This window comes from Mesorhizobium sp. M0518, assembly GCF_040321125.1.
GTDB lineage: Bacteria > Pseudomonadota > Alphaproteobacteria > Rhizobiales > Rhizobiaceae > Mesorhizobium.
Genome location: NZ_JAMYQY010000001.1, coordinates 325,982 through 340,849 on the forward strand (window position 1 = coordinate 325,982; position 14,868 = coordinate 340,849).

The window sequence follows — 14,868 nt, forward strand, 5'->3', positions numbered from 1 at the left end:
TTTTTCATGTGCGCTCCAAGCAGACTGCCGCTCAATCCGCGCCGTCACCCTCGGGCGCGCTCGCCGGCTGGCGCCGGCCCATGATGATTTCGCGCTTGCCGACATGGTTGGGTGTGCCGACCAGGCCTTCCTTTTCCATACGCTCGACCAGGGACGCAGCGCGGTTGTAGCCGATGCCGAGGCGCCGCTGGATGTAGGACGTCGAGCATTTCTTGTCGCGCACCACCACCTTCACCGCCTCGTCGTAGATCGCGTCGCTGTCTTCGGCTGCAACGGATCCCTTGTCGAAGACCGTGCCCTGATCGTCTTCGATTTCTTCCTCGTCCTCATCGGCCGTCACGGTTTCCAGATATTCAGGGCGCCCTTGCGCCTTGAGATGCGCGACGACATGCTCGACCTCCGCGTCGGAAACAAACGGCCCATGCACGCGGGAAATGCGCCCGCCGCCCATCATGTGCAGCATGTCGCCCTGGCCAAGCAATTGTTCGGCGCCTTGCTCGCCCAGGATTGTGCGGCTGTCGATCTTCGATGTCACCTGGAAGGAAATCCGGGTTGGAAAGTTGGCCTTGATCGTGCCCGTGATGACATCGACCGAGGGGCGCTGCGTTGCCATGATCAGGTGAATGCCGGCAGCGCGCGCCATCTGCGCCAGTCGCTGGATCGCGCCTTCGATCTCCTTGCCGGCGACCATCATCAGGTCGGCCATCTCGTCGACGATGACGACAATGTAGGGCATCGGCGCAAGGTCGATTTCCTGCTGTTCGAAAAGCGGTTCGCCGGTGCCCTTTTCGAAGCCGGTCTGCACGGTCATGACGACCGTCTCGCCCTTGTCGCGGGCAGCGGCGGCACGCTCGTTGTAGCCGTCGATGTTGCGCACACCGAGCCGCGCCATCTTGCGATACCGGTCCTCCATCTCGCGCACCGCCCATTTGAGCGCCGTCACGGCTTTCTTGGGATCCGTGACGACGGGCGTCAGCAGATGCGGGATGCCGTCATAGACGGAGAGTTCAAGCATCTTGGGATCGACCATGATCAGCCGGCATTCTTCCGGCTTCAGCCGGTAGAGCAATGACAGGATCATGGTGTTGATGGCAACCGACTTGCCGGAGCCGGTGGTTCCGGCCACCAGCAAATGCGGCATCTTCGCCAGCTCGGCGATGACCGGCTCGCCGCCGATCGTCTTGCCGAGACAAAGCGCCAGCTTGCAGCTGGTCTTGCGAAAGCCTTCCGATTCGATCAACTCCCGGAAATAGACGGTTTCGCGCGTTTCGTTCGGGAGCTCGATGCCGATGACGTTGCGGCCAGGCACGACGGCGACGCGCGCCGAAATCGCCGACATGGAGCGGGCGATATCGTCTGCAAGCCCGATGACGCGAGAAGATTTGACGCCCGGCGCCGGCTCGAACTCATAGAGCGTGACGACCGGGCCTGGGCGAACATGAATGATCTCGCCACGCACGCCGAAGTCCTCGAGCACGCTTTCCAGCAGATCGGCGTTCTGCTCGAGCCGCTCCTGCGACATGTAGAAGCCTTGTCCCTCCGGTGGCTGCTGCAACAGCTCTTCCGAGGGAAGCTCATAGGGATCGCCTGCGGTTGACAGCACGACCTTTCCAGCCCCAGGCAAGCGCGCGGAGCGGGCGCCAACGGCCCTGGCAGGGACGTTCACACTTGGCGCGGCCGACACGGAAACGGCATCGCTTTTGGCTGCTGGGATTGCGACAGCCTGGACCGGCGACGGCGCATTGCTCGCCGGCACGCCAGGTTGGGCGACGGTCCGGTTCGAATTGGCCGGCCAAACATCCGGCAACGGCTTCAAGACCTGGCCCGGAAGGCAGTCGATGACACGAAACAATGCGGTGGCATCGGTCCCTGTCGTCGGGCGAATGTCGATCGGCATAGTGGTCACTGGCGCCACGGCGACCGGTGCAGGCGACGCTGGACCGGTCTGCCGGGCCGGCGACGAAACGTCGACCAGATAGGGTGCCATGGCCTCGAAGAAGGCATGATCCGAAAGATATGGCCAGCGCAGCCTTTCGGAAGTGGTCGTTTTGGCGCCCGGAGCAACGGACGCACGCGCGGATGCCCGTGCCGTAGCGACCGACCTCGGCGGCACCGGCGCAACGGCTGGCACCTTCTCCCTGGCGCGCCCCGGGGCAACAAAAGCAGCAGCCGGCGGTGATGACCCTTGCGAGGCGTGGCCGGCCAGCGGCTGGGAAGCAGGGCTTTTCACCGAAGCCGGCAATGCCAGTAGCGAAGGCGCGGAAGACGCCCCGTTGATCATGGATTGAGCAACGGCTTGCTCTGCTGGGCGCGTCGCGGCGTGTTCGACAACACGCTCGTGCGGCGGACGATGCTTCCTGGCCTCATAGTCCGGCGTGCGTGTAAAACGCACGTTGGGTGCAAGGAAGAAATATTCCTGCCAGGCAGGGCTCTCGATATCGCCGATTTTCGAAGGCGTATCGTCCGAGCCACCCCGCGGCTCCATATAGGGCCGCTTGTTGCCGCCGAGATCGACCACCGGTGCGGAATAGCCGGCCCGGCGTGTGGTGGGCTGCCGGCCGTCCGGCTCCTTGCGAGCCGGACGATCAAGGTCGCCTGCCGCGGAAGAACTTCGCTGACCACCCCTGTCGCCGATGCTCTCCAAGCGCTTCCCCTCGGGGCCATCAGGCAATGCAGCCGTCGATAAATTGACCCGGGAAAAACGCTTGGCTTCCATTCTCAAGACTCACTTTGAAATGTCTGCCGAGCAATAGGGAGCGATTGGTTAACAGTTGCTTCCCGGATGGATCGCCGACCATCCTGGGCACCAAAATCTTCGTGGTGGTCTGCGAGCGACACGGCACGATCGTCGTCTCGCCGCATCCACGCTGGTGGCGCGATCTACTCGCCGTGCCGCAGCAGCTCGATGGGTCTTCGGACAATCTCTGTTCGAGAATCTGGTCATGATCCCACGATCACCCCATCGTGCCTGGAGCCAGACCGTTTCCGTGAAGCGATGAGGTGCGCTAGCCGGTCTTGCCGTGCCGGACAAGGTCCTGGGCAATGGACAGCTGCAGCGCTTCCGCCAACTCTCGCGCAGCGCGATTCTCGGCGTCGATCTGCGCCCGGTATGCGGCGAATTCCTGACGCGGCCTGTCGAAGGACGAGGTGATCGAACGTTTGCCGGATGCGATCACCACGCCGGTCTTCGCATCGGCCAGCGTATAGCTGCCAGTCAGCGTCACGGAACCAGCGGTCGGTTCGTCTTCATCCGTTCCGACCTGCACGAGTGCCGCGGACTCGACCGCTTCGGTCACGCCGAGATTGAGCGAATATGCCGGCGAGGCCGGCTCGCCGGCGCCTCGTCCAAACCCGAAAATCAGATTGTTGCGCACCTGTTGGCCGTAACGCGTATTGACCGGCTTGATGCCGATCAACGCCAGTTCGGCACTGGCACTGGCCTGCGAACCCGACAGTGGCGCGCTCGAATAGAGCGGCCGCACCGTGCAGGCCGAGACAAGCGCGAGCGAACCTATCAGGCCGGCAAGCGCTATGCGGCGCAGCAAATGGCTCAACTCTGTCTTTTCCCGATCAGGCAACGACATTGACGATCCTCTGCGGCACGATGATCACCTTGCGCGGAGCCTTCCCTTCGAGTGCTTTCTGCACGAAGTCGAGAGCCAATACCGCTTTTTCGACCGCACCTTGGTCCGCGTCGCGGGCAATTGTCAAATCCCCCCGCTTCTTGCCGTTGACCTGTACCGGATAGGTGACTTCGTTGTCGACGACCAGCGCCGGATCGAAGACCGGCCAAGGCCGTTCGGCAACGAGATCGGTGCCGCCAAGCGCTGCCCAGCACTCCTCGGCCAGATGCGGCATGACCGGCGCTATCAGATGCACGAGAATCTCCACCGCCTGCCGGCAGGCGCCTTTCAGCGCTGCATCGGCCTTGCCTTCGGCCACCTCGTTGAGCGGCGTGGTCAGCGCGTTGGCCAGTTCGTAGATGCGGGCGATAGCGCGGTTGAAGGCGAGCTTCTCGATATCCTCTCCGACCGCCTTCAGTATCTTGTGCGCGGCCTTGGAAACCACCGCGGCCTCACCGCTGCTGGCCGCCACGGGCTTGATGCCGGCCAGTGTTTCGGCCGCCGTCGACACCAGTCGCCAGATGCGCTGGATGAAGCGATGCGCACCGGCAGCGCCATCGTCGGTCCACTCGACATCGCGCTCGGGAGGAGAATCCGACAGCATGAACCAGCGCGCCGTATCGGCGCCGTAGCCATCGGTGATGTCTTCCGGGCTCACCGTGTTCTTCTTCGATTTCGACATCTTTTCCAGCGGACCGATGGTGACGGCCTCGCCGGTGGCGATGTCGATGGCGCTGCGCTTGCCGTCGACATCCTCCAACCGAACTTCGGTGGGCGCCAGCCAGCGGCCATTCGATGCCGAGCCGACGCGATAGGTTTCGTGCACCACCATGCCTTGCGTGAACAGGCCCTTGAACGGCTCGGCCAGATCGACCTGGCCGGCCTCGCGCATGGCGCGGGTGAAGAAGCGCGAATAGAGCAGATGCAGGATCGCGTGCTCGATCCCGCCAATATACTGGTCGACCGGCAGCCATTCGTTGGCCGCCCTGGGATCGGTCGGTTCATGCGCCCACGGCGCGGTGAAGCGGGCGAAGTACCACGACGAATCGACGAACGTGTCCATCGTGTCGGTTTCGCGCCGCGCATCCCTGCCGCATTGCGGACATTTCACATGGCGCCATGTCGGATGCCGGTCGAGCGGATTGCCCGGGCGATCGAAATCGACATCGTCGGGCAGCTTCACCGGCAGGTCCGCCTTCGGCACCGGCACCACGCCGCAAGCCTCGCAATGAATCATCGGGATCGGGCATCCCCAGTAGCGCTGGCGCGAAATGCCCCAGTCACGCAGGCGGAAATTCACCTTGCGCTCGGCCATCGGCCGGTTGCCGATCGTCTTCTGCTCCAGCAGTTTGGCGACCTCGTCGAAAGCCTGATCCGGCTTCATGCCGTCGAGAAAGCGCGAATTGATCATCACGCCGTCATCGACATAGGCTTCATCGATGATCTGGAACGTCGCCGGATTCTCGCCTTCCGGCATCACCACCGGAATCACCGGCAGGCCGTATTTGTTGGCGAAGTCGAGGTCGCGCTGGTCGCCGGACGGACAGCCGAAAATGGCGCCGGTGCCGTATTCCATCAGCACGAAATTGGCGACATAGACAGGCAGCATCCAGTTGTCGTCAAACGGATGGACGACGCGGATGCCGGTGTCGAAACCCTTCTTCTCAGCTGTCTCCAGCGCCGCCACCGAGGTGCCCATATGGCCGATATCCTCGATGAACTTCGCCAGCGCCGGATTGTGCGCAGCGGCCTTCCTGGCCAACGGATGATCGGCGGCGACAGCCATGAAGGAAGCGCCGAAGATGGTGTCGGGCCTTGTCGTATAGACTTCCAGCTCATGCTCGCCATCAGAGGCGTCGGCCAGAGGCCAGCGGATCAGCAGGCCTTCCGAGCGGCCGATCCAGTTCTGCTGCATCAGCTTCACTTTTTCCGGCCATTCGTCGAGGCCGTCGAGCGAATCCAGCAGATCCTGGGCGAAGTCGGTGATCTTGAAGAACCACTGCGTCAGTTCGCGCTGTTCGACCAGCGCGCCCGAGCGCCAGCCGCGTCCATCGATGACCTGCTCGTTGGCGAGCACGGTCATGTCCTCCGGATCCCAGTTGACCTTGGAGGATTTGCGCGTCACCAGCCCCTTCTCGACAAAATCGAGGAACAGCATCTGCTGGCGGTGGTAATAGTCGACGTCACAGGTGGCGAATTCGCGCGCCCAGTCCAGCGACAGGCCCATGACCTTGAGCTGCTCGCGCATGGTGGCGATGTTCTGGTAGGTCCACTCCTTGGGATGGACCTTGTTCTGCATCGCCGCGTTTTCGGCCGGCATGCCGAAGGCGTCCCAGCCCATCGGATGCAGCACGTTGAAGCCCTTGGCCCGTTTGTAGCGCGCCACCACGTCGCCCATCGTGTAATTGCGGGTATGACCGATATGGATGCGCCCCGACGGATAGGGGAACATCTCCAGCACATAGTATTTCGGGCGCGGATCGTCATTGTGCGCTTCGAACAGCTTCTTGGCGTCCCAGGCCTTCTGCCATTTGGGCTCTGACGCGCGCGGATTGTATCGTTCGGTTGCCATGGGACGTTTTTCACTTAAAAGCAGGCGCGAACTGCGGGCGATGGCTCGGCAGTTCAGGGAATGTGGTCCGGGTGTTCACCATGGTTTGGCAAACCCGTCAACCATATGGGTATCGCGTCTGACAAAAACGCCGGTCAAAACAGCAGGATTTGCATATGGGTGACGCCGTTCAGCAATTTTTCGCGGTCAAGGCGAAGATCGCCGCCGCCGAGCGCGAGGCCGGCCGCGAAGCCGGCGTCGTGACGCTGGTCGCGGTCTCAAAGACCTTCGACGCTGCCGACATCGGCCCGGTCATCGAGGCCGGCCAGCGCGTCTTCGGCGAGAACCGCGTGCAGGAGGCGCAAGGCAAATGGCCTGATCTGAAGGACGCATTTCCCGACATCGAACTGCATCTGATCGGCCCGCTGCAATCCAACAAGGCCAAGGAGGCTGTGGCGCTGTTCGACGTCATCGAGACGATCGATCGCGAGAAGATCGCCGCCGAACTGGCCAAGGAGATCGCCAGGCAGGGCCGCGCACCGAAGCTCTACGTCCAGGTCAACACCGGCTCCGAGCCGCAGAAGGCAGGCATCGAGCCCCGCGACGCCGTGGCCTTTGTCGCCCGCTGCCGCGACGTGCATGGCCTCGCCATCGAGGGCCTGATGTGCATCCCGCCGGCCGATGAGAACCCCGGCCCGCACTTCGCGCTGTTGGAAAAGCTCGGCAAGGAAGCCGGCGTCGCCAAACTCTCGATGGGCATGTCTGGCGACTACGAGACGGCGATCGCCTTCGGCGCCACCAGCGTCCGCGTCGGTTCGGCGATCTTCGGCAGCCGATAGTTCCGATGCACAGACCGGTCTCTAGTCGCTAAATTCCAACATATTCGATTGGCTGCAGGCCACCACACCTTCGTCATCCTAGGGCGGAGCGACGCGAAGCGGAGCGCAGACCCTAGGATCCATGCCGTGACGACAAGGAAAATGCAGCGGTGCAGAATTCTGTTCCGCTGCATTCTTCGGCAGATGTCGCGGGATGGATCCTCGGGTCTGCGCTGCGTCGCTGCGCTCCTTGCTCCGCCCGTGGATGACGACGAGAGAGATGTTTATCCCGAGGTTTGCGATCTGCCGCCGAAAGAGGCTTATAGATTCTCGCTGCCAATAGCTTCCAACCCATGTCGAGGGACTAGCAACACATCTGTTCGAGCGGAAACCCTGCCATGCTTCAACGGCATCTGGTATATGACTAGCGAAGCCATCTAGCGAGTAGTGCCCTTGAACTGGCATCTTAAGGACGCGAAGAACAATCTGTCGAAATTCGTACGGCAGGCGCGGGAACAAGGGCCACAAACCATCACGGTGCGCGGAAAGCCAACTGCTGTCGTACTCTCCCCCGAGAACTACGACCGACTGGTCGGCGCAACACCTTCGCTTGCGGAATATCTTCTCTCAGGTCCCGTGTGGGATGACGACTTCGTCGAGGAGGTCAATCGCCGCCCGAAGACGAAGATCCGAGTTATAGACTTATAATCCGCATACTCATGCGAACCTCGTTCGGTGAATGCAGCGGGCGCTTTCTGATGGCGGCATTAGATGCGGTGAGGGGTTATAGGCCAACTCGGCGGGCTCGTTGAGCCAGCAATTGGAAACGAAACGTACCGTTCCTATTTGCTTTGCGTCATCATAAACTCTCTGGAGCCGCCACCATGCGTTACAATCAGCTTGGAAATACGGGGATGTTCGTCTCCGAAATCTGCCTCGGCACCATGACCTTCGGTGCTGCCGGTGAAAATGCCCAATGGGGCCTGATCGCCAGTCTCGACCAGAGGGGCGTCAACGAGATCGTTGCCCATTCGCTCGCCGCCGGCGTCAATTTCTTCGATACGGCCGACGTCTACTCCTTTGGCGAATCCGAACGGCTGCTCGGCCAGTCGCTCAGGGATCTCGGCGTGAACAGGCAGAATGTGGTCATCGCCACCAAAGCCCACGGCGCCATGGGCGACGGTCCGAACCAGCGCGGCTCTTCACGCGGCCACATCATGGATTCGGTCGATGCCAGCCTGAAGCGGCTGCAACTCGACCATATCGATCTTTACCAGCTGCACGGCACCGACACCGTGACGCCGATCGACGAAACGCTGCGGGCGCTCGACGATCTCGTTGCCAGCGGCAAGGTTCGCTATGTCGGCGTCTCCAACTGGGCGGCATGGCGCATCGCCAAGGCGCTCGGCATCGCCGAGCGCAAGGGCTTTGCCCGTTTCGAGACCGTGCAGTCCTACTATTCGATCGCCGGCCGCGACCTCGAGCGCGAGATCGTGCCGCTGCTCAACGAGGAGAAGCTCGGCCTGATGGTGTGGTCGCCGATGGCCGGTGGCCTGCTCTCCGGCAAGTACGGCCCCGGCGCGCCCGGCAATGGCGAAGGCCGCCGCGCGTCCTTCAACTTCCCGCCGGTCAATGAGGACCGTGCCTGGGCGACCGTTACCGTCATGCGCGAAATCGCCAAAAAGCATGATGTCAGCGTCGCCACGGTGGCGCTCGGCTATGTCCTGGCCAAGCCCTTCGTGATGAGCGTCATCATCGGCGCCAGCCGCATGGAGCAGCTGGAGCAGAACCTTGCCGCGACGGAAGTGAAGCTCGACAGCGACGATCTGTTTCGTCTCGACGAGGTCAGCGCCCTGCCGTCCGAATATCCCGGCTGGATGCTGGAGCGCCAGGCAGCGGGCCGCCGCCCGGCGCCGTTCACGCCGAAAGCATAAATACAGCCCACGCTGACATCCCGGGAGCCGTGGCTCCCGGGATGTCAGGTCAGCCGGACGCTCTCACCCAGAAAATCGAGAAAGGCACGCACCCGCGCCGGCAGATGCCGGCCCTGGCCGACATAGACGGCGTGGGTGGGCTCCTCGTCACCGGGATTGAATGCCTCCAGCAGCGACACCAGCCGACCGGCGGCGATATCGGCCGCCACATGCCAGTGGGCCAGCCGGGCGACGCCCGCGCCCGCCAGCGCCATCAGCCGCATCGCCTCGCCATCGCTGACCAGCGTGTTGCCGGTGATGGGAACCATGATGGCGCGGCCGTCCGCGTCGAGGAACGGCCAGCCATCGATATGCCTGACGAACCCGAAGCCCATGCGGTTGTGCCTGTCGAGATCCGCTGGCGTCAGCGGCGTGCCGTGCGCCTCCAGATAGGAAGGTGCTGCAACGACGACCACCGGGCTTTGCCCGAGCTTGCGCGCCACCAGCCGTGACTCACTCAGCGGCCCGGCACGGATGGCGACATCGGCCCGTTCCGCCATCAGGTCGATGACGCTGTCGGTCAGCACCAGATCGACTGAGATTTCGGGGTAGCGTTCGAGGAACCGAGGCAGAAGCGGGATCAGCCGGTGCACTCCGAAGGGCACGTAGCTGTTGACGCGCAAACGTCCGCGCGGTGAAGCACCCGCCGCTGCCTCCTGCTCGGCCGCCGCCATGTCGGCGAGGATGCGCAGGCCGCTGTCGTAGAAGGCTGTGCCTTCCGGCGTCAGTTGCAGCTTTCGCGTCGAACGGCTGACCAGCCGCGCGCCAAGCCGGGCCTCCAGCCGCGCGATCAGCTTGCTCACCGCCGATGGCGTCATGCGCAAGGCGCGTGCGGCAGAGGAAAAACTGCCTTCCTCGACAACGCGCACGAACACTTCGATCTCACCGGAGCGATTGATGTCGGGTCTGGCCATTTGTGAATCTATTTCACAGAAAATGTGCCCAAGGCAAGTCTGGTTCACAATGCGTCGCAGCACGATCTCACGGGTCGGGGCGCGGGACGGCGCTCTTCCTCATCGAAGTGGAAATCGCCATGCCTCTTGCTCTTTACGCCCTTGCCGCCGGTGCCTTCGGCATCGGCGTCACCGAATTTGTCATCATGGGTCTGCTGCTCGATGTCAGCAAGGATCTCGGCGTTTCGATCACGGCCGCCGGCCAGCTCATTTCGGGCTATGCGCTCGGCGTCGTCATCGGCGCGCCCCTGCTGACCATCGCCACCGGCAACTGGCCACGCAAGACCGTGCTTCTGGCGCTGATGGCGATCTTCACGCTTGGCAATCTCGCCTGTGCACTGGCGCCCGACTACTGGACGCTGATGGGCGCCCGCATCATCACCGCCTTCGCCCATGGCACCTTCTTCGGCGTCGGCTCTGTCGTCGCCACCGGGCTGGTCGCGCCCAACAGACAAGCCTCGGCGATCGCGCTGATGTTCACTGGGCTCACCATCGCCAACATCCTCGGCGTACCCTTCGGCACCTGGCTCGGCCAGGCCTTCGGCTGGCGGGCGACCTTCTGGGCGGTGACACTGGTCGGTCTGGCGGCCTTCGCCGTCATCCTGGCTCTGGTGCCGCGCAGCCGAACAGCGCCCGAAAAGAGCGATCTGCGCGCCGATCTCGCCGTTTTGCGCCGCACGCCTGTCCTGCTCGGTCTTGCCACCACCGTGCTCGGCTATGCCGGTGTCTTCGCCGTCTTCACCTATATCGCGCCGCTGCTGACCGAGATCAGCGGCTTCAAGGAAGCGGCCGTGTCGCCGATCCTGCTCGTCTTCGGTGGCGGCCTCATTGCCGGCAACTTGCTTGGCGGCAAGGTCGCCGACCGCTGGCTGGTGCCGGCCGTGCTGGGCAGTCTCGTGGTGCTGGCCCTGGTGCTCGCCACCATGACCTTCGCCATCCACAGCCAGGTGATGGCCGTCATCTATGTCGGTCTGCTCGGGGCCGCCGCCTTCGCCACCGTGGCGCCGCTGCAAATGTGGGTGCTGGAAAAGGCACAAGGTGCCGGCCAGAGCCTCGCCTCGTCCTTCAACATCGCCGCCTTCAATCTCGGCAATGCGGCAGGTGCCTGGCTTGGTGGTGCGGTGATTGCCCATGGCCTTGGCCTGGGCTCACTCACCTGGGTCGCCGCCCTGCTGCCGCTCGCGGCACTCGGTGTGGCGGGGCTGGCGCTGCGTCTCGATCGCACCGCCACGCTCGGCGAGCCTGCCTCCATCCGGTCGTGACCGTCCTCTGCAAACCCGCTTTCCACACCCTTCATTCCACAGGAGCAAAAAGATGGACTACCGACGTCTCGGTGCATCGGGCCTGAAAGTGCCCGCACTCTCATTTGGCGCGGGAACCTTTGGCGGTTCCGGCCCGCTGTTCGGCGCCTGGGGCAACAGCGACGCCAGGGAAGCGCGGCGGCTGATCGACATCTGCCTGGAGGCCGGCGTCAATCTGTTCGATACTGCCGACGTCTATTCGAACGGCGCCTCGGAAGAGGTGCTTGGCGAAGCGATAAAAGGCCGCCGCGATGCCGTGCTGATCTCGACCAAGACCGCGCTGCCGATGGGCGATGGGCCGGCCGACTATGGCTCGTCTCGGTCGCGGCTGATCAGATCCGTGGATGATGCGCTGAGGCGCCTCGGCACCGATTACATCGACCTGTTGCAACTGCACGCTTTCGACGCCGGGACGCCGATCGAGGAGGTCTTGTCGACGCTGGACGAACTCGTGCGCGCCGGCAAGCTGCGCTATGTCGGCGTCTCCAATTTCTCCGGCTGGCAGGTGATGAAGTCGTTGGCGCAAGCCGACAGCCAAGGCTATCCACGCTATGTCGCGCATCAGGTCTACTATTCGCTGGTCGGGCGCGACTATGAATGGGAGCTGATGCCGCTCGGCCTCGACCAGGGCGTCGGCGCGCTGGTGTGGAGCCCGCTTGGCTGGGGCCGCCTGACCGGCAAGATCCGCCGTGGCCAGTCCTTGCCGGAAAAGAGCCGGCTGCACGACACGGCAAGCTTCGGACCGCCGGTCGAGGACGAGCATCTCTATCGGGTGATGGATGCGCTCGATGCGGTGGCGCTGGAAACCGGCAAGACCGTGCCGCAGATCGCCATCAACTGGCTGCTGCAGCGTCCGACTGTTTCCTCCGTCATCATCGGCGCCCGCAACGAAGAACAGCTGCGCCAGAACCTCGGCGCCGTCGGCTGGAATTTGACGCCGGAGCAGATCAGGAAACTCGACGCGGCAAGCGAAGTCACCGCGCCCTACCCGTACTTCCCGTATCGGCGGCAGGAAGGCTTTGCCCGGCTCAATCCGCCGGTGGTGTGAGCACTGGCGTTGAAGCTGCCAATCTCCCCCCTTGCGGGGGAGATCGGTTGTACCGCGTTCAGTGCAGCACGAACTCACCATCCACCTTGCGCCATTCATTCGGCGCGATCAGCTTCTGGTGGGTGTAGCTGATCGAATGCAGCGGCCCGTCCAGCTTGGCCTTCCAGAACTCGATGAACTTGATCAGTACCGGAAATTGTGGCGCCAGATCGTAGTCCTGCCAGATGAAGCTCTGCAACAGATGCGGATGATCGGGAAAGTGATAGAGAATCTTGGCCGTGGTCAGGCCATAGCCTTTGAGCATCAGGTCCATTTCGGAATGGTCGCGCATGGCAGTCCCCCTTGGGCGGTCCTGGTTGAGTCTCCTTTCCTCCCAACGTCAGAGTGTGCGCGCCGTTGCTTAACTGTCTATTGATTTTTCCTGATCGAAAACGGGTTTTCCGCGCGAAAACATGCAGTTAGCAGCGACGCTGATCGAGTGCTGACAGCGGCGGGAAAAACACCTGCGGCATCCCGCCGCGCGAATCCAACGTCTAATGTTGCCGTAACGGCGGAACTGGTAATAATGCCGCCGAATTCGCGGCCGTGTCGCTGCGATCCCGCCGGCATTTCAAGCCGGCGATTGTTCGGGAGGAAAGTCAGGAATGTCCGAGGTTCATGTCCATCGCGTCCAGCCGGCGTGGAAGAAAAACGCGCTGATCGACAATGACACCTACCTGAAATGGTATGCCGACAGCCTCAAGAACCCGGACAAATTCTGGGGCAAGCACGGCAAGCGGATCGACTGGTTCAAGCCCTTCAGCAAGGTCAAGAACGCCTCCTTCGACGGCAAGGTCTCGATCAAATGGTTCGAGGACGGACTGACCAATGTCTCCTACAACTGCATCGACCGGCACCTGAAGAAGCGCGGCAACCAGACCGCCATCATCTGGGAAGGTGACAATCCCTACGACGACAAGAAGATCACCTATAACGAGCTCTACGAGCATGTCTGCCGGCTCGCCAATGTGATGAAGAAACACGGCGTCAAGAAAGGCGACCGCGTCACCATCTACATGCCGATGATCCCGGAAGCCGCCTATGCGATGCTGGCCTGCACGCGTATCGGCGCCGTCCATTCGATCGTCTTCGGCGGTTTCTCGCCGGATGCGCTGGCCGGCCGCATCGACGACTGCAAGTCGACCTTCGTCATCACATCAGATGAAGGCCTGCGCGGCGGCAAGCCGATCCCGTTGAAGGAAAACACCGACAAGGCGATCGAGATCGCCGCGAAGGCCGGGACGAAAGTCGAAAAGGTGGTGGTCGTGCGTCGCACCGGCGGCAAGACCGGCTGGGTTCCCGGCCGCGACGTCTGGTACCACGACGAGATCGCGACGGTGAAAGCCGAATGCAAGCCCGAGAAGATGAAGGCCGAGGACCCGCTGTTCATCCTTTACACATCGGGCTCGACCGGCAAGCCGAAGGGCGTGCTGCACACCACCGCCGGCTATCTCGTCTACGTCTCGATGACGCACCAATATGTCTTCGACTACCATGACGGCGACATCTACTGGTGCACCGCCGATGTCGGCTGGGTCACCGGCCACAGCTACATCGTCTATGGCCCGCTCGCCAACGGCGCCACCACGCTGATGTTCGAAGGCGTGCCGAACTATCCGTCTCAGTCGCGCTTCTGGGAAGTCATCGACAAGCACAAGGTCAACATCTTCTACACCGCGCCGACGGCCCTGCGCGCGCTGATGGGCGCCGGCGATGCGCATGTCACCAAGACGTCGCGCAAGTCGCTGCGCGTGCTGGGTTCGGTCGGCGAGCCTATCAATCCGGAAGCCTGGGAGTGGTATTTCAACATCGTCGGCAACGGCAAGGTTCCGATCGTCGACACATGGTGGCAGACCGAGACCGGCGGCATCCTGATCACGCCGCTGCCCGGCGCCACCGACCTCAAGGCGGGTTCGGCGACACGGCCCTTCTTCGGCGTCAAGCCGCAGCTGGTCGACGGCGAGGGCAAGGTGCTGGAAGGTGCCGCCGACGGCAATCTGTGCATCACCGATTCCTGGCCCGGCCAGATGCGCACCGTCTATGGCGATCATGATCGTTTCATCCAGACCTATTTCTCGACCTACAAGGGCAAGTACTTCACCGGCGACGGCTGCCGCCGCGACGCCGATGGCTATTACTGGATCACCGGCCGCGTCGACGACGTCATCAACGTCTCCGGCCATCGTATGGGCACGGCCGAGGTCGAATCCGCACTGGTCAGCCACGACAAGGTTTCGGAAGCCGCCGTCGTCGGCTATCCGCACGACATCAAGGGCCAGGGCATCTACTGCTACGTCACGCTGATGGCCGGCGAGCAGCCGAGCGAGGATCTGCGCAAGGAGCTGATCGCCCATGTCCGCAAGGAGATCGGGGCCATCGCTTCGCCCGACAAGCTCCAGTTCGCGCCCGGCCTGCCGAAGACGCGCTCCGGCAAGATCATGCGCCGCATCCTGCGCAAGATTGCCGAGGACGATTTTTCAGCGCTCGGCGATACCTCGACGCTCGCGGATCCGGCCGTCGTCGATGATTTGGTCGCCAACCGGCAAAACAAGAAGAGCTGAT

11 protein-coding genes are annotated in these 14,868 nt (G+C 62.8%); 6 read left to right on the forward strand and 5 right to left on the reverse strand.

From position 1 onward, the window contains the following. Positions 1 to 31: 31 nt before the first annotated feature. From NKI66_RS01660 to leuS, 3 genes are all read right to left on the reverse strand, one after another. Positions 32 to 2,716 (reverse strand): DNA translocase FtsK, encoded by a 2,685-nt coding sequence (locus NKI66_RS01660; protein ID WP_023811750.1) that lies wholly within the window; start codon positions 2,714 to 2,716, stop codon positions 32 to 34. Between the two features lie 289 nt (positions 2,717 to 3,005). Then, positions 3,006 to 3,584, reverse strand: coding sequence for an LPS assembly lipoprotein LptE (gene lptE / locus NKI66_RS01665; protein WP_023811749.1), 579 nt, complete (start codon positions 3,582 to 3,584; stop codon positions 3,006 to 3,008). Further along, positions 3,571 to 6,195, reverse strand: a complete 2,625-nt coding sequence (leuS, locus tag NKI66_RS01670; protein ID WP_023811748.1) for a leucine--tRNA ligase — start codon at positions 6,193 to 6,195, stop codon at positions 3,571 to 3,573. The genes lptE and leuS overlap by 14 nt, the downstream gene beginning before the upstream one ends. Before the next feature lie 155 nt (positions 6,196 to 6,350). Here leuS and NKI66_RS01675 point away from each other — a divergent pair, with 155 nt between their 5' ends. The 3 genes from NKI66_RS01675 (at position 6,351) to NKI66_RS01685 (ending at position 8,926) form a co-directional block, all read left to right on the forward strand. Beyond that, positions 6,351 to 7,013 carry a YggS family pyridoxal phosphate-dependent enzyme gene (locus NKI66_RS01675; protein ID WP_128304066.1) on the forward strand — a complete coding sequence of 221 codons (663 nt, stop codon included), beginning with the start codon at positions 6,351 to 6,353 and terminating at the stop codon, positions 7,011 to 7,013. Between the two features lie 432 nt (positions 7,014 to 7,445). Next, on the forward strand, positions 7,446 to 7,700 hold the full coding sequence (locus NKI66_RS01680; protein ID WP_023811747.1) for a type II toxin-antitoxin system Phd/YefM family antitoxin: 255 nt from the start codon (positions 7,446 to 7,448) through the stop codon (positions 7,698 to 7,700). 176 nt (positions 7,701 to 7,876) lie between these two features. Next, positions 7,877 to 8,926: an aldo/keto reductase gene (locus NKI66_RS01685; RefSeq protein ID WP_352554305.1), complete on the forward strand. Its 1,050-nt coding sequence runs from the start codon at positions 7,877 to 7,879 to the stop codon at positions 8,924 to 8,926. Positions 8,927 to 8,970: 44 nt separating this feature from the next. Here the strand turns inward: NKI66_RS01685 and NKI66_RS01690 are convergent, their stop codons facing one another. Next, positions 8,971 to 9,879 carry a LysR family transcriptional regulator gene (locus tag NKI66_RS01690; RefSeq protein ID WP_023811745.1) on the reverse strand — a complete coding sequence of 303 codons (909 nt, stop codon included), beginning with the start codon at positions 9,877 to 9,879 and terminating at the stop codon, positions 8,971 to 8,973. Between the two features lie 119 nt (positions 9,880 to 9,998). Here NKI66_RS01690 and NKI66_RS01695 point away from each other — a divergent pair, with 119 nt between their 5' ends. Together NKI66_RS01695 and NKI66_RS01700 are read left to right on the forward strand one after the other, a co-directional pair. Beyond that, entirely contained in the window at positions 9,999 to 11,180 is a 1,182-nt protein-coding gene (locus NKI66_RS01695) for an MFS transporter (protein ID WP_128304068.1), read from the forward strand. A gap of 52 nt (positions 11,181 to 11,232) precedes the next feature. Continuing rightward, complete coding sequence (locus NKI66_RS01700) at positions 11,233 to 12,267, forward strand: aldo/keto reductase (RefSeq protein WP_128304069.1); 1,035 nt, start codon at positions 11,233 to 11,235, stop codon at positions 12,265 to 12,267. Positions 12,268 to 12,325: 58 nt separating this feature from the next. Here the strand turns inward: NKI66_RS01700 and NKI66_RS01705 are convergent, their stop codons facing one another. Continuing rightward, positions 12,326 to 12,598 (reverse strand): usg protein, encoded by a 273-nt coding sequence (locus NKI66_RS01705; protein ID WP_109664371.1) that lies wholly within the window; start codon positions 12,596 to 12,598, stop codon positions 12,326 to 12,328. A gap of 313 nt (positions 12,599 to 12,911) precedes the next feature. Here NKI66_RS01705 and acs point away from each other — a divergent pair, with 313 nt between their 5' ends. Continuing rightward, on the forward strand, positions 12,912 to 14,867 hold the full coding sequence (acs, locus tag NKI66_RS01710) for an acetate--CoA ligase (protein ID WP_352750629.1): 1,956 nt from the start codon (positions 12,912 to 12,914) through the stop codon (positions 14,865 to 14,867). The last annotated feature ends 1 nt before the right edge of the window (position 14,868 follow it).

What these genes read in the sequence shown, in the direction of transcription:
- NKI66_RS01660 (WP_023811750.1), bottom strand. Translation starts at nt 2,716, where the DNA reads ATGGAAGCCAAGCGTTTTTCCCGGGTCAATTTATCGACGGCTGCATTG.
- lptE (WP_023811749.1), bottom strand. Translation starts at nt 3,584, where the DNA reads ATGTCGTTGCCTGATCGGGAAAAGACAGAGTTGAGCCATTTGCTGCGC.
- leuS (WP_023811748.1), bottom strand. Translation starts at nt 6,195, where the DNA reads ATGGCAACCGAACGATACAATCCGCGCGCGTCAGAGCCCAAATGGCAG.
- NKI66_RS01675 (WP_128304066.1), top strand. Translation starts at nt 6,351, where the DNA reads ATGGGTGACGCCGTTCAGCAATTTTTCGCGGTCAAGGCGAAGATCGCC.
- NKI66_RS01685 (WP_352554305.1), top strand. Translation starts at nt 7,877, where the DNA reads ATGCGTTACAATCAGCTTGGAAATACGGGGATGTTCGTCTCCGAAATC.
- NKI66_RS01690 (WP_023811745.1), bottom strand. Translation starts at nt 9,879, where the DNA reads ATGGCCAGACCCGACATCAATCGCTCCGGTGAGATCGAAGTGTTCGTG.
- NKI66_RS01695 (WP_128304068.1), top strand. Translation starts at nt 9,999, where the DNA reads ATGCCTCTTGCTCTTTACGCCCTTGCCGCCGGTGCCTTCGGCATCGGC.
- NKI66_RS01700 (WP_128304069.1), top strand. Translation starts at nt 11,233, where the DNA reads ATGGACTACCGACGTCTCGGTGCATCGGGCCTGAAAGTGCCCGCACTC.
- NKI66_RS01705 (WP_109664371.1), bottom strand. Translation starts at nt 12,598, where the DNA reads ATGCGCGACCATTCCGAAATGGACCTGATGCTCAAAGGCTATGGCCTG.
- acs (WP_352750629.1), top strand. Translation starts at nt 12,912, where the DNA reads ATGTCCGAGGTTCATGTCCATCGCGTCCAGCCGGCGTGGAAGAAAAAC.